23 protein-coding genes and 1 pseudogene are annotated in these 21,213 nt (G+C 70.4%); 8 read left to right on the top strand and 16 right to left on the bottom strand.

Annotated elements, in window-relative coordinates; genetic code table 11:
* Window positions 1-54: 54 nt before the first annotated feature.
* The 7 genes and pseudogenes from H565_RS15980 to H565_RS0105245 form a co-directional block, all read right to left on the bottom strand.
* A pseudogene (locus tag H565_RS15980) lies at window positions 55-332 on the bottom strand (IS1/IS1595 family N-terminal zinc-binding domain-containing protein); the annotation flags it as partial.
* A gap of 80 nt (window positions 333-412) precedes the next feature.
* Complete coding sequence (locus tag H565_RS0105220; RefSeq protein ID WP_034408490.1) at window positions 413-856, bottom strand: hypothetical protein; 444 nt, start codon at window positions 854-856, stop codon at window positions 413-415.
* Entirely contained in the window at window positions 853-2,058 is a 1,206-nt protein-coding gene (locus H565_RS0105225) for a DUF1501 domain-containing protein (protein WP_027460113.1), read from the bottom strand. Before H565_RS0105225 ends, H565_RS0105220 begins: the two co-directional genes overlap by 4 nt.
* Before the next feature lie 20 nt (window positions 2,059-2,078).
* Window positions 2,079-3,344, bottom strand: a complete 1,266-nt coding sequence (locus H565_RS0105230; RefSeq protein WP_027460114.1) for a DUF1800 domain-containing protein — start codon at window positions 3,342-3,344, stop codon at window positions 2,079-2,081.
* 2 nt (window positions 3,345-3,346) lie between these two features.
* The gene (locus H565_RS0105235) at window positions 3,347-4,123 is read right to left on the bottom strand and encodes a transcriptional regulator (RefSeq protein WP_245576167.1); all 777 of its coding nucleotides are present in this window, start codon (window positions 4,121-4,123) and stop codon (window positions 3,347-3,349) included.
* Window positions 4,120-4,380 carry a hypothetical protein gene (locus H565_RS0105240; RefSeq protein ID WP_027460116.1) on the bottom strand — a complete coding sequence of 87 codons (261 nt, stop codon included), beginning with the start codon at window positions 4,378-4,380 and terminating at the stop codon, window positions 4,120-4,122. Before H565_RS0105240 ends, H565_RS0105235 begins: the two co-directional genes overlap by 4 nt.
* A gap of 21 nt (window positions 4,381-4,401) precedes the next feature.
* Window positions 4,402-4,956, bottom strand: a complete 555-nt coding sequence (locus tag H565_RS0105245; RefSeq protein WP_342663794.1) for an RNA polymerase sigma factor — start codon at window positions 4,954-4,956, stop codon at window positions 4,402-4,404.
* A 107-nt stretch (window positions 4,957-5,063) separates the two neighbouring features.
* Between H565_RS0105245 and H565_RS0105250 the strand changes: the two genes are divergently transcribed.
* Genes H565_RS0105250 through H565_RS0105280 form a run of 7 tightly spaced genes read left to right on the top strand, consistent with a single transcriptional unit; the run spans window position 5,064 to window position 10,087 of the window.
* The gene (locus H565_RS0105250; protein WP_027460118.1) at window positions 5,064-5,732 is read left to right on the top strand and encodes a metal-dependent transcriptional regulator; all 669 of its coding nucleotides are present in this window, start codon (window positions 5,064-5,066) and stop codon (window positions 5,730-5,732) included.
* On the top strand, window positions 5,729-6,649 hold the full coding sequence (locus tag H565_RS0105255) for a metal ABC transporter solute-binding protein, Zn/Mn family (protein WP_027460119.1): 921 nt from the start codon (window positions 5,729-5,731) through the stop codon (window positions 6,647-6,649). The genes H565_RS0105250 and H565_RS0105255 overlap by 4 nt, the downstream gene beginning before the upstream one ends.
* On the top strand, window positions 6,646-7,440 hold the full coding sequence (locus H565_RS0105260; protein ID WP_051363431.1) for a metal ABC transporter ATP-binding protein: 795 nt from the start codon (window positions 6,646-6,648) through the stop codon (window positions 7,438-7,440). Before H565_RS0105255 ends, H565_RS0105260 begins: the two co-directional genes overlap by 4 nt.
* Window positions 7,437-8,372 (top strand): metal ABC transporter permease, encoded by a 936-nt coding sequence (locus tag H565_RS14395; protein WP_051363432.1) that lies wholly within the window; start codon window positions 7,437-7,439, stop codon window positions 8,370-8,372. The genes H565_RS0105260 and H565_RS14395 overlap by 4 nt, the downstream gene beginning before the upstream one ends.
* Window positions 8,369-9,232 (top strand): metal ABC transporter permease, encoded by an 864-nt coding sequence (locus H565_RS0105270; RefSeq protein WP_027460121.1) that lies wholly within the window; start codon window positions 8,369-8,371, stop codon window positions 9,230-9,232. The genes H565_RS14395 and H565_RS0105270 overlap by 4 nt, the downstream gene beginning before the upstream one ends.
* Window positions 9,229-9,468, top strand: a complete 240-nt coding sequence (locus tag H565_RS0105275; RefSeq protein ID WP_027460122.1) for a hypothetical protein — start codon at window positions 9,229-9,231, stop codon at window positions 9,466-9,468. Before H565_RS0105270 ends, H565_RS0105275 begins: the two co-directional genes overlap by 4 nt.
* The gene (locus H565_RS0105280) at window positions 9,461-10,087 is read left to right on the top strand and encodes a phosphoribosylanthranilate isomerase (protein ID WP_235204235.1); all 627 of its coding nucleotides are present in this window, start codon (window positions 9,461-9,463) and stop codon (window positions 10,085-10,087) included. Before H565_RS0105275 ends, H565_RS0105280 begins: the two co-directional genes overlap by 8 nt.
* Before the next feature lie 269 nt (window positions 10,088-10,356).
* Here H565_RS0105280 and H565_RS0105285 read toward each other — a convergent pair whose 3' ends face one another.
* The 9 genes from H565_RS0105285 to H565_RS0105325 form a co-directional block, all read right to left on the bottom strand.
* Window positions 10,357-11,208 (bottom strand): metalloenzyme domain protein, encoded by an 852-nt coding sequence (locus H565_RS0105285; RefSeq protein ID WP_027460124.1) that lies wholly within the window; start codon window positions 11,206-11,208, stop codon window positions 10,357-10,359.
* A gap of 25 nt (window positions 11,209-11,233) precedes the next feature.
* Window positions 11,234-12,304, bottom strand: coding sequence for a DNA-processing protein DprA (gene dprA, locus H565_RS0105290; RefSeq protein ID WP_034408496.1), 1,071 nt, complete (start codon window positions 12,302-12,304; stop codon window positions 11,234-11,236).
* Between the two features lie 42 nt (window positions 12,305-12,346).
* A complete protein-coding gene (locus tag H565_RS0105295; RefSeq protein WP_027460126.1) occupies window positions 12,347-13,723 on the bottom strand; it encodes a sensor histidine kinase in 1,377 nt (458 codons plus the stop codon).
* Window positions 13,724-13,748: 25 nt separating this feature from the next.
* Window positions 13,749-14,411: a response regulator transcription factor gene (locus H565_RS0105300; protein WP_027460127.1), complete on the bottom strand. Its 663-nt coding sequence runs from the start codon at window positions 14,409-14,411 to the stop codon at window positions 13,749-13,751.
* Window positions 14,412-14,849 carry a hypothetical protein gene (locus H565_RS14400; protein ID WP_051363433.1) on the bottom strand — a complete coding sequence of 146 codons (438 nt, stop codon included), beginning with the start codon at window positions 14,847-14,849 and terminating at the stop codon, window positions 14,412-14,414. It lies immediately after the preceding gene.
* A 264-nt stretch (window positions 14,850-15,113) separates the two neighbouring features.
* Window positions 15,114-16,682, bottom strand: a complete 1,569-nt coding sequence (locus tag H565_RS0105310; RefSeq protein WP_027460128.1) for a dihydrolipoamide acetyltransferase family protein — start codon at window positions 16,680-16,682, stop codon at window positions 15,114-15,116.
* 54 nt (window positions 16,683-16,736) lie between these two features.
* Entirely contained in the window at window positions 16,737-16,970 is a 234-nt protein-coding gene (locus tag H565_RS0105315; protein WP_027460129.1) for a hypothetical protein, read from the bottom strand.
* A 13-nt stretch (window positions 16,971-16,983) separates the two neighbouring features.
* Window positions 16,984-18,006 carry an alpha-ketoacid dehydrogenase subunit beta gene (locus H565_RS0105320; protein WP_027460130.1) on the bottom strand — a complete coding sequence of 341 codons (1,023 nt, stop codon included), beginning with the start codon at window positions 18,004-18,006 and terminating at the stop codon, window positions 16,984-16,986.
* Window positions 18,003-19,115, bottom strand: a complete 1,113-nt coding sequence (locus tag H565_RS0105325; RefSeq protein ID WP_027460131.1) for a thiamine pyrophosphate-dependent dehydrogenase E1 component subunit alpha — start codon at window positions 19,113-19,115, stop codon at window positions 18,003-18,005. The genes H565_RS0105320 and H565_RS0105325 overlap by 4 nt, the downstream gene beginning before the upstream one ends.
* A 218-nt stretch (window positions 19,116-19,333) precedes the next feature.
* Here H565_RS0105325 and mnmG point away from each other — a divergent pair, with 218 nt between their 5' ends.
* Window positions 19,334-21,142 carry a tRNA uridine-5-carboxymethylaminomethyl(34) synthesis enzyme MnmG gene (gene mnmG, locus H565_RS0105330; protein ID WP_027460132.1) on the top strand — a complete coding sequence of 603 codons (1,809 nt, stop codon included), beginning with the start codon at window positions 19,334-19,336 and terminating at the stop codon, window positions 21,140-21,142.
* Window positions 21,143-21,213: the final 71 nt, after the last annotated feature.

Consider the following 21,213-nt stretch of genomic DNA (forward strand, 5'->3'; position numbering starts at 1 on the left):
CCGTACAGGAGCCGACTTCTCAAGTCTCCATCTGACTTTTGACCCCTAGAGAGGGCAGACCGTACCGGTCTGCCTCACTTCGGAGGCCCCCTTTTTATCCACCGGATGACGGTGTTGCGGTGGACGCCAAACACGCGCTGTACGCCTCTGAGGCTCATTCGCTCATGAACCGCCTGGAGAATCTGCTCCTTGGTCGCTTCACTGTGGGCCACTGGTTTAGCCTCCGGGTGAAAGCGGCGACCACACTCCCTGCATAAGTACGTCTGGGTGCCGTTTTTGGCTTTCCCATTCTTCACCGTTTGAACGCTTTGACAGGTAGGGCACTCGGGCACCTTCCCAGTACATCACGTCTTGGCAGCCACTACCCAAACGGGAAAGGCAAGCCCCTTTCCCTCCTCGCCGGGCGTGGGGTCTATTGCTTGGGCTTTTCGTCCGGCAACCCGCCCGCCTTCTCGAACTCGGCCCGCAGCGCGGCGAGGGGCCGATTCGGTCGGCTCTGGGGGTCGCCGGGCAGCGTGCGGGCAAACAGCTCCAGCGCGTCGGGATAGCCGTCGGCGTCCGCGTCGGCTTCCCGCGCCAGGACCGAGCGCAACACGGTGCGGAAGGTGGCCCGCGGCTGGGCGCGGAACTCGGCTTGCAGGCTCTGGCCAAACGCGTTCCAACCCTCGCCCCCCTGCGGCTGGGTGTGGCAGGTCACGCAGGGCATGACCTTGCCGGAGAGCTGCCACAGCGGGTCGTCTTTGTCATGGCCCAGGAAGCGGGCGGCCTCGGTGCGGTACTTGGGGAGGGCCAGCGCCACTGGGGCCGACAGCAGCACCAGCCCGGCGAGGAGGGCACCGCCGAGGCGAACGCTCACGCGGCTCCCCCGGCGGCCACCCACTCCGGCCCCGCGAAGTCGCCGCGCAGGATGTCGCGGGCATCCAAACCCAGCCAGTGGGTGAGCGCCCCCGCGTACACCCCCCGGAAGTCCTGCTTGTAGCGAATATCGCCGTCCGCGAGGTTCTCCAGGTCGGGGCTGTCGCCGTGAACGCCGCCCCTTACGCCCCGGCCCAGCGCGAACATCACACTGCCCTGGCCGTGGTCGGTGCCCGCGCTGGCGTTCTCGGCGACCCGGCGGCCAAACTCCGAAAAGCCCATCACGATGACCCGCTCGGCGAAGCCCTGGGCTTCGAGGTCGGCCTGGAACGCCGCGAGGCCGGAAGCGAGGGTGGCGAGCAACTCGTCTTGCTCGGCCCGCTGGCCCGCGTGGGTGTCAAAGCCCCCCAGCGAGACGTACAACACCCGCTGTCCGGTTCCGGCGGCAATCAGGCGAGCGGCGTCTTGCAGGTTCTGGGCAAAGCGGCCTTCCGGGTACCTCGCGCCGGGGCGGTACCGCGCCACCTTCGCCTGCACCTCGCGCGTGTTCGCCAGCATCTGCCGGGCGGCGCGGCCCAGGTACGCGGCCTCGCCCTCGCGGGGCAGCCCCAGCATCCGCTCAAAGGCCCCCTCCAGCCCCGCCGGGAGCTTCACCTGAAAGCTGTCCACGCTGGCGATGGAAGGCAAGCTGAACTCCGACGCTCGCAGCGCCTGCGGGGCCGTGCCGCCGAGGTTCGACGCGCAAAAGGGGTCACCAATCTTTTCGGCCACCCGCCCAATCCAGCCCTCCGCTTGCGCCTGGGTGGGGTCGGCGGTATGCCAGATGGCCATGGACGCGAAGTGCGAGCGGGTGGGGTTGGGATAGCCCACGTTCTCCATCCAGGCGAGGTGCCCGCTGTCCCACAGCCCCATCAGGGGTTTGAGGGCGGGATGCATCCCCAGGTCGTCCGTGAGGGGCAGCACGTCCTTTTTGGGGATGGCGATGGTGGGCCGGGCCGCGTAGTACGCGCCGTTGGAATAGGGTACGAGCGTGTTCAGGCCGTCGTTGCCCCCGGTGAGCTGAATGACGACCAGGGTCCTGCCGTTCCCGGCGGGCCGGGCCGCTGCTTGCGCCGCTGCCCGCGCGAGAAAACCGGGCATCCCACTGGTGGCAGCCAGGGCGAGGGCGGAGTATTTCAGAAAGTCACGTCGGTCCAGGGTCATGGTTACCTCGGCGGCACGGGTCAGGCCAGCCCGAACTCTGGGCTGATGAGGGTCAGGTAGAGGCGCTGCTGGGGGGGCAGGCCCCCGGTGACCGCCGCGAGCGGCGAGCGTTCGGTGCCCAGCAGGGCGAGGTCAGAGGGCAGCACGTCAAGCTTCGGCGCGGTCCCGGCGGTCGTGAGCGAGGCCGCCACCTGCATCCGCAGCAGCAGGGCGGTGTCGTTAATCCACTCGCGGCCCCCATCCCAGCCCTTCACGGTGTCGGGTTCGAGGAGAAGCTGGCCCATCCGCCCGGCGGTCTGCACGAGCGTGAGCAACTGCCGGGCCTCCAGCTTGGGCCTCCCCAGCGTCCGAATCGCCGCCACCAGAAAGGCGACCGGGCCGCGAATGACCGTCCCGCGCTGCGCATAGAAGTGCTCGCTGGCGAGAAGTTCTTCGAGCACCGCGCGGACATTGCCGTTCGTACGGCGGAAGGTCTCGGCACTCTGGGCAACCGCCGCCGGGTCCGGCTCGTCGGCGACGAGGGCGCGGTGCAGCTTGCGGGCGATAAAGGTCGCGGTAGCGGGGTGCGTGGCCGCGAGGCGAATGACGTCCTCGCCGCTCAGGTTGCCGCTGTGGCCCAGGTAGGTCTTGCGGCCCGCGTCGTGCTGGCCAGGCCGGAAGACGAAGCGGGGTTCTTCGAGGAAGTTCTGGTTGCCGCGCCCGCCCTCAAAGGTCCAGCCCGTCAGGGCACGCGCCCCCTCGCGCACGTCGTCTTCGGTGTAGGGGCCAATCCCGGTCGTGAACAGCTCCAGCAGCTCGCGGCTGAAGTTTTCGTTGGGTTTGCCCTTGCGGTTGAGGTCATTGTCGAGGTAGCGCAGCATCGCGGGCAACTGCGCGACCTCCAGGGTGAAGCGGGCGAAGTCGGGCGTGGCCGCGTGGCGGCGCAGCAGGGCGAGGTACCCCGCGAGCATGGGCACATTTCGCACCTTGTCGGTGCCCACCACAAAATGGTTGCTCCAGGCGAGCGTGAGCAGCTCGCGCAGGGGGTGGGGACCGTAGAGCATCTCATACAGCCACGCCGCCCGCGTGAGCTGAATGCCCGCGCCGGGGGTCGCGGCGCTGAGGGGGTCGAAGGGATTGCCGGGAGCGCGTTCATCCCCAAAGGAGAGAAGCTGCCGGGCCACCGTGCGGGCGTCCCCGCCGACGAGGGCGCGAATCTCGGCATCGGTCGCGCCAAAAGACGTGCGGCGCAGCAGGTGCGCGGCGTCCTCGGCGCTGAGCTTGCGGGAGAGGGGCGAAAGGGGCATGGTCACCTCTTGGAGTCGGGAGCGGGAAGAAAAGTTCCCAGGGGGGCTTCGTCTGCCGCCCGGAGGCCGGAGAGGGCAGCTCGCAGCGCTTCGCCCGGCAGGTTGCCCACCAGCCAAACAAAGCGCCCTCCCACCCGCCGCGAAGCCACCCCCAGCGCGGGGCGGACATTGCGAGGGGCAATCACCAACGCGAGAACATTCACCCCGTCACTGAGAGAGACGGTGACCCCGCCTCCCGCCCGCGCCTGCAGCGCGACGGGCACGAACCCAGGCGGAAAGCGCAGCCCCGGCAGCGCGGCCAAGACTGCCCCCCGCAGGCCCGCCGGGATGGGCGGCACCCCCGCCTGCACCCGCAGGGGCTGGGGCTGCACCTGCGTCAAGGCAGCGCGGCGGGCGAGCGCGCCGTTCGGGAAGCGCTCCTCATAGGCCAGGGGCACGTTCCAGGCGCGGTCTATCCACAGGGTCCAGTGGGCAGCCTCCCCCGCCTTGGGGGTGAGGTCGTAGCGGATGACCTCGCGGCCCGCAACGGGGGGTGCGTCGTCCCGGCGAGTCACCGTGAAGTTGCGGGCCAGCAGCGCGGGGCGAAAGGGGACTGCCGGCAGCCGCGCCGCCGTGCGGGTAGGCACTGCGCGGGGCGGAAAATACACCCTGACCTCGGCCTCGCCCCGCGCCGCCAGGGTGCGGGCCTGCCGCAGGGCCGCCGTGAGGTCTTCGGGGGCGGCGGCCTGCGCCGGAACGCCTAGAGCCAGCGCCAGGGCCAGCGCGAGCGCTGGTCTCACCAGCCCTCCCCCAGAGTGCCCTGGTACACGTCATACGCGGCGCTGGCGGGCAGCGCGGGCGCCGCAGGCCGCCACACCAGCACCCCGGCGAGGACCGCAGCGGCGGCAGCGAGGAGCGGGGGCCAGAGGGGAGCGCGGCGGGGGGGCGGTGCCAGGGTCGCCCGGTGCCGGGCCAGGAAGCGTTCGGCGGCCCCCGCGTCGGCGGGCGTCTGAACGCGGGCCTGAGCAAAGAGGAAGTCGAGGTCGTCGTCGGTCATAGGGAAACACTCCGGGACAGCTCAGGGGGCCACGCCCGCGGCGCTCAGCCACTCGCGCAGGGCGGCGCGGCCCCGGCTGAGGCGGCTTTTGACGGTGCCCACCTCCACCCCCAGCACCCCGGCGATGGCGGCATAGTCCAGCCCGCCGAGTTCGCGCAGGGTCACGGCGTCGCGCTGTTCGGGGGGCAGCCGGGCCAAGGCCCAGGCAAGGCGAGCGCGCAGGTCGGCTTGTTCGCCCGCGCGGGCGGGGCAGTGGGGGGCGGCAGGTTCGGGGGCCTCGCCCAGGGGCAGCGCGGGACGGGCGGCGAGCGCCTTGTGACAGGCGTTGAGGGTGACCCGGTGCAGCCAGGTCGAAAACTGCGCGTCCCCCCGAAATCCCTGGGCACTGCGGTAGACACTCAGCCACACCTCCTGCAACACGTCGTCGGCATTGCCTGGCCCCACCAGCCCCGCCGCGAGGCGGTGCAGCCGGGGCGAATGCCGCCGCACGAGCACCTCAAAGGCCGCCTCCCGGTTGGGACCGGGCCGGGCCGCGAGGGGCACGAGTTGCTCGTCGGAAAGGGAATCCAAGGCCACCTCACAGGGTAGGAGGCGAGAAGAGGAGGAAAAGTTCCCGCGCCGTCCCTCCTGCTCCCCATCTTTTGCCCCTTGAACTCTACTTTTTGTCATGCCTAAAATCAGGCATGACGCTCCGCGCCCTTTCCCCTTCCGCCGAGGACTACCTCAAGCACCTGTACGTGCTGGGGCAGGCGGGCAAGGTCAACACGCAGGCCCTGGCGGACGCGCTGGGGGTGATGCCCGCGAGCGCGACGGGGATGCTGCGCAAGCTGAGTGAACAGGGCCTCGTCGCGCACGCGCCGTACCAGGGAGCACGCCTGACCGCCGAGGGTGAGCGGGCGGCGCTGGAGGTGCTGCGGCATCACCGCCTCCTCGAACTCTTTCTCCACCGGGCGCTGGGGGTCCCACTCGACGAGGTGCACGAGGAGGCCGAGCGGCTAGAGCACGCGCTGTCCGAGCGGCTCGAAGCCCGCATCGCCGCCTGGCTGGGCGACCCCACCCACGACCCGCACGGCGACCCCATCCCCACCCTGGGGGGTGACGTGCCCGTGCGGGCCGAGCGGCGGCTCACCCAGCTCGCGCCGGAGGAGACGGCGGTGGTGGCCCGCGTGCCCGACGGCGACCCGGCGGGGCTGCGGGCGCTCGTCGCGGCGGGGCTGATGCCGGGAGCGACCCTCACCCTCACGCGGGTCGACGCGGCGCTGGGCACCCTGACGGTGACCCTGCCGAGCGGTCCCCTCACCCTCGCCCTCACGGTGGCCGCGCAGGTGCAGGTACACGGGGGTGAGGCATGAGGCGCGCCCTCCTCCCCCTCCTCGCGGCGCTGGGGCTGGGGGCCTGCGCTCCCGCGCCCAGCACCCCGGACGACGGGCGGGTCCACGTGGTCACGACCGTCAACATGCTGGGGGACCTCGCCCGTCAGCTCGGCGGCGAGCGGGTGCGGGTCACCGGGCTGATGGGGCCGGGCGTCGACCCCCACCTCTACAAGGCGTCGGCGGGCGACGTGCGGCGGCTGGCGGGGGCTGACCTCGTGCTGTACGGCGGGCTGCACCTCGAAGGCAAGATGGTGGACGTGCTGCACGCGCTGGGCACGCGCACGACCAGCGTGGCCCTTTTTGAGACGCTGCCCCGCGAGCGGCTGCTCGGCCCGCCGGGAACGCCCGACCCCCACGTCTGGTTTGACCCCACCCTGTGGGCGGGCGTGGCGCGGGCGGCAGCGCAGGCCCTCACGCAGGTGGACCCCGCTGGGCGCGAGGTCTATGCGGCCAACCTGCGGCGCTACCTCGGCGAGCTAGAGCAGCTCGACCGCTGGAGCGCCGCCCAGTTCCGCACGGTGCCAGAGCGGCAGCGGGTCCTGGTGACCGCGCACGACGCTTTTCAGTACCTCGCCCGGCGCTACGGGCTGGAGGTGCGGGGCGTGCAGGGCCTGAGCACCGTCGCGGAGGCGAGCGGGGTGCGGGTGCGGGACCTCGCGGCCTTTTTGGACGAGCGGGACATTCGGGCGGTCTTTCTGGAATCGACGGTGTCGCCCCGCACCCTGGAGGCGGTGCGCGAGGCGGCGCGGGCGCGGGGGCATGCGGTCGCGTTGGGCGGCTCCCTGTACGCGGACGCGGCGGGCGACCCCGGCACCCCGGAGGGCACCGTCACGGGCATGATTCGGCACAACGTCCGCACCATCGTGGCGGGCCTGACCCCGGAGGCCCGGCGATGACCGTCACCGTGCCGAGCACTCTGGCTGCCGCCCATGCCCAGCCCGCGCCCCCGCTCGCCCTGCGCGGCCTCAGCGTGGCCTATTTCGAGGAACCCGCCGTGTGGGACGTGTCCTTGGAGGTGCCCGCCGGGTCGCTCACCGCCATCATCGGACCCAACGGGGCGGGCAAAAGCACCCTGCTGGGGGCCGCGCTGGGGCTGGTGCCGCGGCTGGCGGGCGAGGCCCTCTTTTTCGGAGAACCGCTGTCAAAGGTGCGGCGGCGGGTGGCTTACGTGCCGCAGCGGGCCAGCGTGGACTGGGATTTTCCGGCGAGTGCCGCCGACGTGGTCACGATGGGCCTCTATGGCCACCTCGGCTGGCTGCGGCGTCCGGGACGGCGCGAGCGCGAACGGGCGCGGGCGTGCCTGGAGCGGGTGGGGATGGCGGACCTCGCCGAACGGCACATCAGCGAGCTGTCGGGCGGGCAGCAGCAGCGGGTCTTTTTGGCGCGGGCGCTCGCGCAGGAGGCCGACCTCACCTTCATGGATGAACCCTTTGCGGGGGTGGACGCCGTCACCGAACGCGCCATTGTGGACGTGCTGCGCGAGCTGCGCGGGGAGGGCCGCACGGTGGTGGCCGTACACCACGACCTTGACACCGTGCGCGAGTACTTTGACCGGGTGGTGCTGCTCAACGTCTCGCTGGTGGCAGCGGGACCGACCGAGATGGCCTTTACCCCGGCGAATCTTCGGGCTGCCTACGGCGAGCGGCACGGGGCGCTCGCGGCGGCGCTCGCGGGGGGTGCGCCTTGAGCCTGACGCCCGGCGACTTCCTGACGGATTACACCCTGCGCTCGGTCGTGCTGGGGTCCGCGCTGCTGGGACTGGTGGCGGGCACGCTGGGATGCTTCAGCGTGCTGCGGCGGCAAAGCCTCATCGGGGACACCGTCGCGCACGCGGCGCTGCCGGGCATCTGCGCGGCCTTTCTCCTCACGGGCACGCGGGACACCTTGGGGCTGCTGGTGGGGGGCGGGCTGAGCGGGCTGCTCGCTTCCTGGCTGGCGCTCGCCATCTTGCGGTACAGCCGCCTGAAGGCAGACGTCGCCCTAGGGGTCACCTTCAGCACCTTTTTTGGGATTGGCATCGCCCTGCTGACCGCCATCGGGCAGAGCGGGAACGCGGCGCAAGCGGGACTGGAGGGCTTTCTCTTCGGGCAGGCGGCGGCGCTGACCGCCGGGGACGTGACCCGCTTTGCCGCGCTGGGGACGCTCGCGCTGGGGACGGTCGCTGCGCTGCACAAGGAGTTTCAGCTGAGCCTCTTTGACCCTGCCGCGGCTGCCGTGCAGGGCTGGCCAGTGGCCCAGCTGACAGCGCTCTCGACCGCCCTCACCGTGCTCGCGGTGATGCTGGGCCTTCAGACGGTCGGCGTGGTCCTGATGGCCGCGATGCTGATTGCCCCCGCCATCGCCGCTCGGCAGTGGACCCGCAGCCTGGGTGGAATGCTGCGGCTGGCCGGAGTGTTCGGGGCGCTCAGCGGGGGCCTGGGGGCGGCCCTCAGCCTCGCCCTCTCGCCGGAAGGCGGAACGGGGCTGCCCACCGGAGCCGTCACCGTGCTCACCGCCACGGCCCTCGCGGTGCTCTCGCTGCTGCTCGCGCCGGGGCGGGGCGTCGTCGCGGGGTGGGTGCGGCACAGGCGGGCGCGGGCGCGGCTGCGCCGAGCGTTGGCGGCGGGGGGGCGGCGGTGACCCTCCCCTTTGACCTCGTGATTGTGGGCACCGCCGTACTCGTGGCCTGGGCCTGCACCCTGCCGGGCCTCTTTTTGGTGCTGCGGCGTCAGGCCCTGCTGGGGGACGCCATCAGCCACGCTGCGCTGCCGGGCATCGTGGCGGGCTACTGGCTCAGCGGCGGAAGTCTCGCTTCGCTCCCCGCCCTGGCTGGGGCCTCCCTGTCCGGCCTGCTGACGGTGGGCCTCAGCGCCCTGGTCGCCCGTGGGGGCCGGGTGAAGGAAGACGCGGCCTTGGGGCTGGTCTTTCCGGCCCTCTTTGCTGCTGGGGTCCTGGCGGTCAGCCTGAACTACGGCAATGTGCACCTGGACCTCGACGCCGTGCTGTACGGCGAAATCGCGTATACCCCCTTCCGAACGGGTTGGCTGGGGCTGCCCGCCGCGTGGGTGCTGATGGGCGGAACCCTGCTGGTCAACGCCCTCTTCGTGGGGGGGCTGTTCAAGGAACTCCAGCTTGCTACCTTTGACCCCGGCCTCGCCCGCACCCTGGGCTTCGCGCCCCGGCTGCTGTCGGGGGCGCTCCTCACGCTGGTGGCGCTGACGGTGGTCGCGGCCTTTGACGCGGTGGGGGCGGTGCTGGTGGTCGCCTTCCTGGTCGTGCCCTCCGCGACGGCGCTGTTGCTGACCCGGCGGCTAGAGCGGGCGCTGGCCCTCGCGCTGGGGGCGGGTCTGAGTGCGAGCGTGCTGGGGTACATCCTGGCCCTCGCCCTCGACGCGAGCATCACAGGGGCCGTGGCGGGCGTGCTGGGCCTGCAGTTCGTGCTCGTGCTGGGAGCGAAGACGCTCCGGGCGCGGGGGGGGACGCGTACCCTGAGGCCATGAGCGACCGCGACCTCAACTTCGCCCGCAGCATCCTGGGGGACCGTTCCTACCGCGACGTGCCCGATGACGAGGTGCTGCGCGAGTCCGAGCGTTTGCTCGCGGCGTGGATGGCGGGCGAGCTGCGGCTAGAGCGCCCCAAGCTCTATGACCATTACGCCCTCCTCCTCGTGGCCCTGCTGCGCCGCACCCGCGAGTTAGAAGCGCGGGTGGCTGAGCTGGAGGCCCGCCGTGGCTGAGGCCCCCGCGCCCGTGCGGGTCAAGGTCTGCGGCATCACCTCCGTATCCGACGCCTTCCTTGCAGCAGAGGCGGGAGCAGACGCGCTGGGCTTTATCTTCGCGCCCCGCAGCAAACGCCTCGTCACGCCGGAGGTTGCGCGGGCGGCGAGCCTGAGGGTCGGCCCGGTCGTGGCCCGCGTGGGCGTCTTTCTGGAGCAGGGCCTCGACGAGGTGCTGCGCACGGCAGAAGCCGCTCGCCTGAGCGCCGTGCAGCTCCACGGCCCTTTATCCCCCCTTTACCTGCGGACGGTCGCCGCGTATTATCCCGTCTTGCGCGTGCTGCGCCCGGCGGACTTGAGCCAGGAGGGCACCGCCGAAGAACTTGCCCACTCCGGCGTCACGCCCATGCTGGACGCCCCGCAGCCCGGCAGCGGCGAGCCGCTCGACTGGGCCGCCCTGCGGGGCCGCCTTCCCGCTGGAGCCTGGCTCGCCGGGGGCCTGGGGCCGGAGAACGTCGCGCAAGCGGTTCGCCTTCTGGCTCCTGCGGGCGTCGACGCCGTGAGCCGTCTCGAAGCGCGGGCGGGCGTCAAAGACCCGGCGAGGGTCCGGGCCTTCGTGCGGGCCGCACGAGGCGCGTAAGCCCCAAGTTATCCACAGGCTGGCGTTTCACTGTGGATAACTTTTTCCTGGCCACCTGGAGCGAGCCGCTGCGGTGAAAACTGCGTTCCAGACGACGTTTCACACACCAAAGCTCTGCCAACCCGCGCCCAGCCGAGAGAAGTTGTCCACAGGGGGTGTGGAAAACGCTGTGGATAACTTTCCGCCGTGAATCCCCCTTTCGTCACTTTGTCGTGGCGAAGTTCGGCTGGAGGCGAGGAGCAGCTCCCCCCCACGATGTTTCACGGCGCTCAGCGTGGGGCAGGCAGCCCCAGCACTTCGGCGATGGCCTGCCCACCCGTCACGATGTTCCCAGCGGGCGGCAGCGAGAGTCCGGCTCCGGCAAACGGCACCCGCGCCAGGGTGTGCCCCTTGACCCGCAGGTCTTCGAGGTTGCCGTGGTCGCTGGAGAGGATGACGGCGGCCCCGCCCTCCAGCAGCCCGGTGAGCAGGGCGTCCACCCGGCGCAGGTAGGCGCGGCCCGCCGCGAGCGCGTCCGCGGGCACTGGGAGGCTCCCCCGGTGGCCCAGCAGGTCGCCCAGCCACAGGTCAGCGGCAATCAGGTCGTGGGTGTGGGCGGCGCGGGCGAGGCGCTGGCCTAGCCGGATGAGGGCAGCGGGGGGCGTCCGCTCTGACCAGGGCGCGGCGTAGTCCAGGCCCAGGGTGGGGGGCACCGGGGGCACATCGGGCGGACCGAGCGGCAGCCCCGCCGCCTGAAACGCCCAGGGAAAACAGCCGGGCCGGGGCCGCCGCGCCTGCGCCGCGTGGTAGGCGGGCGGGTAATGGTTGGCGAGGGCCGCCCGCCCCCCCACCCGCGTGAGGCGGACGGGCAGGCCGTGCTCGGCGAGAAGCCGCCGCAGGGTGGGGCCGGGGTGGGGACCGAAGTGCTCGCCCATCACGCGCACCGCGTCCTGCCCGGTGAGCCAGCAGCTTTGCCCGGTGCCTGATTGCGGCAGCCCCGGTACCCCCAGAGCCGCGTCGAGCGCCCCCCCCGCCGCGACCAGCGGGCGCAGGGTGGGCAGTTCGGTGTCCCACACGGACCCCGCCGGGGCGTCTGCGGGGTGCCCCACCCCGTCGAGCGCGAGCCACACCAGGCCAGCCATGCGGGGCAGCATAGCGGGGCGGGGGCTACCGCCGTGCCCAGCGCCCGCCGACCTCCTCGGCCCGGCCCAGAAGCTGAAGCATCACCAGCGCCGTTTGCAGCTCGGCGAGGGCCAACCCGGTCGCCCCGCGCAGGTCATCCAGGGTGGCGGGGGGGCCGAGCGCTGCGTAGACGCGGGCCTGTTCGGGCGGGAGGTCCGGGAGGGGCGCAGCGGGACCTTCCCCCCAACCCAGCTCGGCGAGCACGTCACCCGCCGTCTCGGTGAGGACTGCCCCCTCGCGCAGCAGGCGATGCGGCCCGGCGGCGCGGGGGTCTCCGGCGCGGCCCGGCACCGCAAAGACCGTGCGCCCGCACTCCAGCGCGTGGGTCGCAGTGATGAGTGAGCCGCTTTTCAGTTCCCCCTCCACGACGACCACCCCCGCCGCCAGTGCCGCAATCAGGCGGTTGCGAGCCGGAAAATGGTGCTGAGCCGGACCCGTCCCCAGCGGGTATTCGCTGATGAGGACGAGCTGCCGCGCCAGCCCCGCGTTCTCCGCCGGGTAGATGTGATTCACCGCACTTCCCAGCACGCCGAGGCTGAGGCCCCCCGCCTCGACCGCCGCCCGGTGCGCCTCGGTGTCGATGCCGCGGGCGAGGCCGCTCACGATGGTCACCCCCGCCCGGGCGAGGTCGGCGGCGAGGGCGCGGGTCAGCGCGCGGGCATGCGGACTCGCCCCCCGCGTCCCCACGATAGACACGGCGCGGGGCACCGCCGCAAGCTCCGGCAGCTCGCCGCGCACCCACAGCACCGCCGGGGGGTCCCCCAAGGCTTCGAGGGCCTCCGGGTAACCGGGCAGTCCGCGCCCCAGCACAGTGACGCCCGCCACCTGCGCCCGGCGCAGTTCCGCTGCGGCCTGCTCGCGCGGCCCCGGCGCGCCGATGGCGGCGACCGTCTTGGCCTCCAGCCCCGGCACCTCCCGCAGCGCGGTGAGGGGCGCGGCCAGCGCCGAGGCTGCCGACCCAAAGTGCCGCCGCAGGCTCTCGGTGCGGCGCGGCCCCAGCCCCGGCGTCAGGCGCAGCGTGAGCAGCGCGAGCAGCTCGGTCTCGGCAGCGGACATGGGGCGGGTCACCCCCGGAGGATAGCGGCTCTCCCCTCTCCCTTAGGACGCAGGTGCAGCGGCCCCGCTGGGGGTGTTTTGCGGGGAGGCTGCGTCCGCCTCCTCATCCTCACCCAGCTCTGGCCCCGGCAGGGTCAGGACAAACTCGGCCCCGCCCCCCGGCGCGTGCCCCGCCGTCAGGGTGCCGCTATGCAGCGCCGCAATCTGCCGCGAGACGCTCAGGCCCAGGCCGCTGGAGCCACTGCCCGACACAAACGGCTCAAAGATGCGCTCGCCCAGCTCTGGCGGAAGACCGGGACCGCTGTCGCGCACCGTAAAGGTCACCTCTGCGGGCGTTTCGCTCAGGGTAAGCGTTACCTCGCCCTCCGGCCCAGCGGCGCGGCGCGCGTTCGCCAGCAGATTGCGCAGGGCCTGCGTCAGGCGATCGGGGTCGCACAGCAGCATCCCGCTCCAGTCGCCCGCAAAGGTGATGCCCGGCACCAAGCGGTCCAGGCGTCCGCGCAGGGTGGCCGCCGGGATAAAGTGCCAGGCGACCTTCATCTCCAGTTGCCCCCGCGCGAGCTGCATCAGGTCCTGGGTGGTAAAGGTCAGCTCGTCGGCCACGAGCGCGGCGCGGGCAACTTCGGGGTCGGGGGTGCGCTCGGCGGCCCGCGTGAGGCTGGCCCGCAAGACGGTCAGGGGCGCGCCCAGCTCGTGCACAATCTGCCCCAGCAACTGCTTCTCGCGTGCCTGTACCGCCTCAATGCGCACCAGCAGGCGGTTTAGCGCTGCAAGCAGGCGATGGACCTCGTCTTCCCGCTCCGGCAATGGCAGGGTCGCCACGCTGCGGGTAGGGTCAATGCGGTCCGCGAGGTCCGCCGCCTCGCTGAGGTCTGCCAGCGCCCGCCGCCCCACCCACCAACCCACAATCAGCATCACGCCGGGAGTCAACAGCAGCGCGAGCAGCAGGGCACGGGTCGCGCTCTCGCGGGCGTTCACAAGGTCGTCTTCGGGGAGGGCTACCCAGACGGTCCCGAAGTCCTCGACGGGCCGGGTCACCGCCCGCATCGGCGTGCCCAGGATGAGAAAGCTGCTCTGCCCGGCATAGGGAAAGGGCTGCCCCAACCTCAGTTGCAGGGTGGGCGACGCCTGAATCACCCGGTTTTCGTCGTCGAGCAGAGCGGTATAGCCGCTGATGGGCGGCAGCTTTTGCCCCAACGTCAGCTCCGGCACCGACAGCCGCTCGGCGATGGCCGCGGCGCGGTCATTGAGCCGCGCCTGAAACTGCCCCTCCATCCCGCGCAGCAGCAGGGTCAGCATCCCGATGCCCACCAGCCCAATCACCAGCGTCGCCAGCAGGGTGTAGGTCAGCGCCAGCCGAAAGCGCAGGCTGTGCCGCCAAGCGACGCGTGCCGATTGCAGGGGAGCGGGGCGGGTCATGCGTCAGGGTTGCTCTGGCGCCGCTTCAGCCCGTTTGCAGGACATAGCCGACGTTGCGGATGGTGCGAATGCGCAGGTCGCTGGCCGCCTGCTCCAGCTTCTTGCGCAGTTGGCTGATGCGGACCTCCACCGAGTTGCTGTTGGGAGTTTCCCACCCGTAGAGGTGCGCCTCGATGTCCGCCCGCGAAAAGACCCGTTCGGGAGTCCGCATCATCAGCTCCAGGATGCGGGCCTCGTGCTCGGTGAGATTGACGTTCTTGTCATTCACGGTGAGCAGCAGGCTGGAGGTGCTGAGGCTGGTATTGCCGAGGTTGACGCCCGTTCCAGCGGCGGTGCGGCGCAAAAGCGCGGTGATGCGGGCGTCGAGTTCGGGCATCGCAAAGGGCTTGGTGAGGTAGTCGTCGGCCCCCGCGTTCAGCCCCGCGACCCGCTCCTGCACTCCCGAACGCGCCGAGAGCACAAGCACGGGCGTGCTGGAATACTGCCGCAGCGCCTGCACGAGGTCGAGGCCATCCCCGTCGGGGAGGTTGAGGTCGAGCAAGATGAGCTGCGCCGAGTGGGTGCCCAGCCACGCCTGCGCGTCTTTCAGGGTGGCGGCGTGGTGCACGAGGTAGTCGGCAGACAGGTAGTCCTTGAGCAGCGGACCGAGGTGGGGGTCGTCCTCCACCACCAGAATCTGGGCGAGCATTTAGCGGCCTCCTTCGTTGGCGTTCGAACCGGCACTGGAGCCCTTCTCGGCGGCGGGCGCGCGCAGCCCCGGCAGGGTCAGGCTCTGATTCACGAACTGTACGGTAAGCGCGGGCTTGAGACTCCCCAGAAAGCGGGCAAGTGTCTGCTCGGTGTTGCCGAGGTCCAGGGTAAGCTGCCCGGCTTTCAGGGTGCCCAGGTAGCGGGGCTGGAGGCCCAGGAACAGGCCCTCGTTGCGCTCCTCTTCACTGCGGGAAAACAGCAGCACCACGGGGCCGCTGTAGTTCCGAACGAGTTGCACGGTCATGCGGCTCCCGCTGGTTTCGCCGTAGCCCAGGTTAAGTTGCAACTCCGGGTCCAGCACCCGCAACTTCAGCGCTCCGGCTCCGGAAGCCAGGGTCAGCAGCAGCAGGGCGGCGAGGGTACGAAAGCGGGTCATCACAGTCACTCTATCCAATCCGGGGTCACGTGCCCGTGGGCCAAGACCCCATGACCTCGCACCCTAACGCCCCAAGCTGACGCGCCCGTGACCTGCGCCTGACCCCACCCTCATGCTTTGAAAAGTGAAGCGACCAGCCTGCAGGAGGCTGACCGGTTGGGTGTGTGGCGTGTCGCCTATAGCCGGTGGCTTGTAGAGGGCGAAAGCTTTTGCCTCAGTGGCAGCTTCCACAAGCGACAAGCCACGGGCCACCAGCCATACGCCCTACATCGCTTCCAGCATCAACCGGTCGGGGTTTTCCAGCAACCGAATGATTTCCTTGCAGAAGCGGGCGGCCTCGGCACCGTCGACGAGGCGGTGGTCAAAGGAGAGCGACAGGTACATCATGTGCGCGACCTCGATTTCGTCCCGCTCGTTGACGATGGGCCGCTTTTGAATAGAGTGCACACCCAAAATGGCCGCGTCGGGCACGTTGATGATGGGGAAGGAAAACAGCGCCCCGATGGAGCCGATGTTCGTCACCGAGAAGGTGCTGCCCGCCAGCTCGTCGGGGGTGAGCTTGCCCGCCCCCGCGCGGCCCGCGAGGTCTGAGACCTCCCGCGCCAGCTCAAAGATGCTCTTGTGGTTGACGTCCCGCAGCACGGGCACGGTGAGGCCGGCGTCGGTCGCGACGGCCATCCCGATGTGGTAATAGCGCTTCAGGACGATTTCGCCCGTCGCCTCGTCAAAGGACGAGTTGAGGCTGGGATACTTCTTCAGGGCGGCCGCCACCGCCTTGAAGATAAAGGGCAGGTAGGAGAGCTTGACGCCCGCCGCCGCCGCGTCCCCCTTGACCCGCTCCCGGAAGGCCACGAGCTTGCTCAGGTTCACCTCGTCCACCGTCAGGGTGCGGACGGTGTAGAGGTGGCTGGCCTGCATCTGGTTCGAGATGACCCGGCGCATCCCCCGCAGCGGCACCCGGTCTTCGAGGTGCTCGTAGCCCTTCGGCGTGCGGTACTGCACGGGGGAAACAGGCATCCCGCCCGCGCCCTTGGCCGCCGCGGGCGTGGGGGCGGGGGCCGCCGGTTGGGCCGGGGCGGGGGGCTGGGGCTGCGGCGCGGGGGCCGGGGCCGCTGCCCCCGCTCGCTCGGCGTGCAGGAGGACATCATCCACGCGCACCCGTCCGTTGGGACCGCTGCCCGTCACCTGCGCGAGGTCGATGCCGAGTTCCCGCGCCCGCTTCCGAGCCGCCGGAACGGCGAGGACCCGTCCGTCGGTGCGCCCGGAGGGGGTCTGCTGACGATTGAGGATGCTGCCGGTCCCCCCGGTGGAGGTGCCCGGTGCTCCGCCGCCCGCGCGGTTTTCTAGACCCCGCAGGCGGACCGTTTCGTCGGAGGTAAAGGCCTTGAAGAGGCTGGCGTCGTCCCCGTCATCCTTTGTGGTGTGGGCGGCCTCCACGATGCTGCCGCCGACCTGCTCGCGCTCCTCGGCGGCCTGGGTCGGAAGCTGAGCGTCCACGGTCGTGGGGTTCTCGGCGCTGGCCTGGATGCCCTGGGTCACGCTGGGTGCGGCAGAGTCGGCGGCGTTCTGCACCGTCTCCCCTCCCCCGGCGGCTTCGCCCGCCTCCGCGATGAGGGCGATGGGGGCATGGACGGCCACCACGTCGCCCTCCTGCGCGAGGCGCTGCTGGAGCACCCCCGCGTAGGGGCTGGGAAGTTCGACAGTCACCTTGTCGGTCATGACCTCGCACAGGGGCTGTTCGAGGGCCACCGTCTCGCCCTCATTCACCAGCCACTTCAGGATTTCGCCCTCGACCACGCTCTCGGCGAGTTCGGGCAGCAGGACTTGTTTCACGGGTTCACCTCGGTCAAAAACTCGGTGGAAAAGGAGGAAAACGGGGGGAAAGCCTCAGCGCAGGAACAGCATCCGGGCCAAACCGTACAGCGCAAGCAACAGCGCCACCCCCTGCACAAAGCGGTCGCCGCTGGCCGAGCGCCACGCCGCCGCGCCCAGCGCGACGAAGACAGCCCCGGCGAGCAGGTCGGGCCATGGCCCCGGCAAGCGCCCCAACAGGGGGTACACCGCGAAGCCGATGGTCAGCCCCAGGGCACCCAGCGCCCAGCGCCACAGGTCCGGTTTCACGGCCCTTCCCGCATCAATAGTTCAGGGCCTGCACGCAAGCGGCGGCAATCCGGTTGGGGCCAGGCAGGTAAATCTTGTCCTGCACATAGGGGTAGGGAATGTCAAAGCCCGCGACCTGCACAACGGGCGCGAGGAGACGGTCAAACAGCTCCTCCTGAATGACGTAGGCCACCTCGCCCATGAAGTTGGACGTGCGCGGGGCCTCACTGACAAGAACCGCTCGTCCGGTCTTGGCGACACTCTGCAAGACCAGTTCGCGGTCCCAGGGCACGAGCGAGCGCAGGTCGATGACCTCGGCCTGGACGCCCTCAGCGGCGAGCGCCGCCGCAGCCCGCTCGGCGTCGGGCATCACGCCCCCATAGCCGATGATGGTGAGGTCCTGGCCCTCCCGGCGCACCGCCCCTTTGCCCAGCTCGACCGTATAGTCGCCCGCAGGCACCTCGCCCTTCGCGGCGCGGTAGAGCCGCTTGGGTTCAAAGTAAATCACCGGGTCTTCGCCGCGCACGGCGGCCTTGAGGAGCCCCTTGGCGTCATAAGGGGTGCTGGGCATCACGACCTTGAGGCCGGGCGTGTGGGTGAAGTAGCTCTCTGGACTCTGCGAGTGGTGGTGCCCGCCCTTGACGCCGCCGCCAGAGGGGGTGCGAATCACGAGTGGGGCCGTAAACTGCCCGCCAGAGCGGTAGCGAATCTTGGCGGCCTGGCTGATGATTTGGTCAAAGCCCGGCCCCATGTAGTCCGCGAACTGGATTTCGGCGATGGGCCGCAGCCCCCGCACCGCCATCCCAACCGCTGCCCCCACGATGCTCGCTTCTGAAAGGGGGGTATCGAAGACGCGCTCCTTGCCAAACTCGGCCTGAAGGCCCGCCGTCGCCAGGAAGACGCCGCCCCGTGCCCCTACGTCCTCCCCAAAGATGACGACCCGCTCGTCGCGGGCAAGTTCCTCGCGCATGGCCTCGGTAATCGCCTGAATCAGGGTGAGGGTGCGGGTCTCCCCCGCCGCGGTGCCCGCCTGGGCTTGGTGTTGGGTGGCGGTCATGCGCGGCCCCCAGCGGCTTGCTCGGCCCGCAGGAAGTCTTCTTGCACTCGCAGATGAATCGGCTTATCGGCGTACACGTCCTCAAACATGATGTCCCAGCCCGGTTGTCCACTCGCTTCGGCGGCCAAGACCGCTTCATCCACCTCGCGGTGGGTCGCGGCGACGAGGTCCCACAGCTCCTGTGGGTCGAGGGGCGCACCGAGGTGCTCGAGCAGCCGCTCGACGCGGGTGATGGGGTCGCGGGCTTCCCACTCGGCCACCTCCTCACGGGTGCGGTAGTGCTTTTCGGCATCGGCGTCCGCATTGGAGTGCGAGCCGATGCGGTAGGTGAGGCACTCGACGAGGGCGGGACCCTCCCCGGCGCGCACTCGCTCGGCAACGTGGCCCAGCACCTCCATGACCGCCACGATGTCGTTGCCATCCACGTAATAGCCGGGCATTCCGTAGGCCTTGGCCTTGATGTGGATGGTCTCGCTGGCGGTCTGCTCGCGCAGGTGGGTGCTGATGGCCCACTGATTGTTCTCGCAGACAAAGAGGCAGGGCGCTCCGGCGGCCCCCGCCATGTTCAGGCCCGCGTGCCAGTCGCCCTCGCTCGTCGCCCCGTCCCCGAAGGTGCAGACGGTGATTTCGTCGGTGCCCAGGTACTTCTGAGCCATCGCCGTGCCCGCCGCGGGGGGCACCTGCGAGGCGATAGACGAAGAGATAGACACGAAGCGCTTGTCCAGCACCCCAAAATGATGGGGCATCTGACGGCCCCGGCACAGGTCGGAGTTGGTGCCCAAGCACTGGCTCACGATGTCCAGCATCGAGATGCCCATCGCCAAGCCCAACGTATGGTCGCGGTAGTACGGCCAAACCCAGTCGTGGCCCACCCGCAGCGAGTGCGCCAGGCCCACCTGGGTGGCTTCCATGCCGCTCGCCTGGGCATAGAAGGTGGTGCGGCCCTGCCGCAACAGGGTGACGAGTTTTTTGTCGAACTCCCGCGCCCGCACCATCTGGCGGTGCAGCTCACGCAGCAGCTCCGGCGTGAAGCGGGCGGGCAGCTCCCGGATTGGTTGGCCGTCTTCGGACACCCAGCGCAGGGGGTCAGACGTGAACGGCTGAATCATGAAAGGCCTCCTGAGCGGCAGGACCGGGGGCACCCCTGGGGGGGCGGCACCGGGAACCAGTCACCTAACGCTCGTTTGGATTCTAGACCATGTGCCCCAGCTCCCCAGGGCCGGGGCCGGATGAACCGGACACGCCAGGCTGTTTCACGTGAAACGGGGCCACACACCGTGAGCCGCCCCCGCATGACGGGGGGGCCGCCGCTCTACACTCCGGGGCGATGAGCGGCTGGAATGTGATTGTGATTGGCGGCGGGCACGCGGGGCTGGAGGCCGCCTGGGCGGCGGCGAAGTTTGCCCGTACCGCCCTGTTGGTGGGCAATCCGGCCACCGTAGGCCGCATGCCCTGCAACCCGGCGGTGGGCGGCCCCGGCAAGAGCCAACTGGTGTTCGAGGTGCAGGCCCTGGGCGGGCTGATGGGCCGCCTCGCGGACGACACGGCGATTCATACCCGCGTGCTGAACGCGAGCAAGGGTCCTGCCGTGCAGTCTCTGCGGGTGCAAAACGAGCGCGACGCCTATGCCGAGCGTGCCCAGGACGTCATCTTCGGGCATCCCGATATCGAAGTTGTGCGCGGCGAGGCCGCCGACCTCGAACCCGACGGGCGGGGCGGCTGGTTCGTCGTGACGACCGACGGGCGGCGGCTCGCGGCCCGCAGCGTGGTGGTCGCAGCAGGCACCTTTTTGCGCGGGGTGACCTGGTATGGTCGCCAGTCCCGCGCCGAGGGACGGCAGGGCGAGCCGCCCGCCCGCTTTCTCAGCGAGCCGCTGGCGCGCGCCGGGCACCACCTCAAACGCTACAAGACGGGGACGCCCCCCCGCGTCCGGGCCGACTCTGTGCGCTTCGCGGAGCTGCTGGAGATTCCCGCCGACCCACAGCCGCGGGGCTTTACTGGGCGGCCTGGCCCCCGCGCCGCGGAGTCTCCGACCTGGCAAACCCACACCACCCCCGCCACCCACCGCCTGATTGAGAAGAACCTGCACGAGTCGCCGATGTACGCGGGCGACATCGCGGGCCTGGGGCCACGCTACTGTCCCAGCATCGAAGACAAGGTCGTGCGCTTTGCCCACCACGACCGGCACCTCCTGTTTGTCGAGCCGGACGGCATCCAAACCAGCGAGGTTTACCTCCAGGGCTTCAGCTCCTCGCTTCCCCCCCGCTTGCAAGACGCCCTGGTACGGACGCTTCCCGGCTTCGAGCAGGCCGTGATTCAGCGCTACGCCTATGCCGTCGAATACGACGTCGTCGATTCCACCGAACTCACCTTGAATCTGGAGTCGCGCCTGCTGCCGGGCATCTTCACGGCGGGTCAAATCAACGGCACCAGCGGCTACGAGGAGGCTGCCGCTCAGGGCCTCGTCGCGGGCACGGCGGCGGCGCGGCGAGCGCTGGGGCTGGAGACAGTGACGGTTTCACGTGAAACGGGCTACATCGGTGTGTTGCTCGACGACCTGGTTTTGAAGGGCAGCGATGAACCGTATCGCATGATGACCAGCCGGGTTGAACACCGCCTGCTGGTCCGCCAGGACAACGCCGACGAGCGGATGACCGCGCTGGGGCAGCGGCTGGGGCTGGTGAGCGAGGACGCGGCGCGGTCGGTGGGGGAAAAATATGTCCGCGTCGCGGCGGGCATAGATGCTCTGCGCCGTCAGCGGGTGGGAGGCCAGAGCGCCGAAGCCCTGCTGCGCCGTCCGGAATTCACCCTGGCGGAGGTTGAAGCCCTGGGGGTCACCCTCCCGCCCCTGAGCGGGGCCGAGCGCGAGGCGGTCGAAATCCGGGTGAAATACGCGGGCTACATCGAGCGGGCCGAGCGGCAGCTTCAGGCTGAGGCGCGGGGCAGCGAACTGAGCTTGGAAGGGGTGGACTTTGCAGCCCTCGGTGGCCTGTCTCATGAGGCCCGCGAAAAGCTCCTGCGGGCGCGGCCCCAGACGGTGGGCCAAGCGGCGCGGGTGCCGGGGGTGCGGCACGCAGACCTCAGCGCCCTGCTGGTGCATCTGCGGCAGCGCCGGAGCGTTTCACGTGAAATCTAAGGCGGCGCACCGCACTCGGCGGGGCTACCATGCGGCGATGACGACTGAGGCGAGAGGCAGTGAGCAGAAGA

It is taken from the genome of Deinococcus murrayi DSM 11303 (assembly GCF_000482805.1).
GTDB classification, from domain to species: Bacteria; Deinococcota; Deinococci; order Deinococcales; family Deinococcaceae; genus Deinococcus; species Deinococcus murrayi.

Bases quoted from the DNA above. Each gene is read 5' to 3' on its own strand.
- H565_RS0105225 (WP_027460113.1), bottom strand. From the start codon at position 2,058: ATGACCCTGGACCGACGTGACTTTCTGAAATACTCCGCCCTCGCCCTG.
- H565_RS0105230 (WP_027460114.1), bottom strand. From the start codon at position 3,344: ATGCCCCTTTCGCCCCTCTCCCGCAAGCTCAGCGCCGAGGACGCCGCG.
- H565_RS0105240 (WP_027460116.1), bottom strand. From the start codon at position 4,380: ATGACCGACGACGACCTCGACTTCCTCTTTGCTCAGGCCCGCGTTCAG.
- H565_RS0105250 (WP_027460118.1), top strand. From the start codon at position 5,064: ATGACGCTCCGCGCCCTTTCCCCTTCCGCCGAGGACTACCTCAAGCAC.
- H565_RS0105255 (WP_027460119.1), top strand. From the start codon at position 5,729: ATGAGGCGCGCCCTCCTCCCCCTCCTCGCGGCGCTGGGGCTGGGGGCC.
- H565_RS0105260 (WP_051363431.1), top strand. From the start codon at position 6,646: ATGACCGTCACCGTGCCGAGCACTCTGGCTGCCGCCCATGCCCAGCCC.
- H565_RS0105275 (WP_027460122.1), top strand. From the start codon at position 9,229: ATGAGCGACCGCGACCTCAACTTCGCCCGCAGCATCCTGGGGGACCGT.
- H565_RS0105285 (WP_027460124.1), bottom strand. From the start codon at position 11,208: ATGGCTGGCCTGGTGTGGCTCGCGCTCGACGGGGTGGGGCACCCCGCA.
- dprA (WP_034408496.1), bottom strand. From the start codon at position 12,304: ATGTCCGCTGCCGAGACCGAGCTGCTCGCGCTGCTCACGCTGCGCCTG.
- H565_RS0105295 (WP_027460126.1), bottom strand. From the start codon at position 13,723: ATGACCCGCCCCGCTCCCCTGCAATCGGCACGCGTCGCTTGGCGGCAC.
- H565_RS0105300 (WP_027460127.1), bottom strand. From the start codon at position 14,411: ATGCTCGCCCAGATTCTGGTGGTGGAGGACGACCCCCACCTCGGTCCG.
- H565_RS14400 (WP_051363433.1), bottom strand. From the start codon at position 14,849: ATGACCCGCTTTCGTACCCTCGCCGCCCTGCTGCTGCTGACCCTGGCT.
- H565_RS0105320 (WP_027460130.1), bottom strand. From the start codon at position 18,006: ATGACCGCCACCCAACACCAAGCCCAGGCGGGCACCGCGGCGGGGGAG.
- H565_RS0105325 (WP_027460131.1), bottom strand. From the start codon at position 19,115: ATGATTCAGCCGTTCACGTCTGACCCCCTGCGCTGGGTGTCCGAAGAC.
- mnmG (WP_027460132.1), top strand. From the start codon at position 19,334: ATGAGCGGCTGGAATGTGATTGTGATTGGCGGCGGGCACGCGGGGCTG.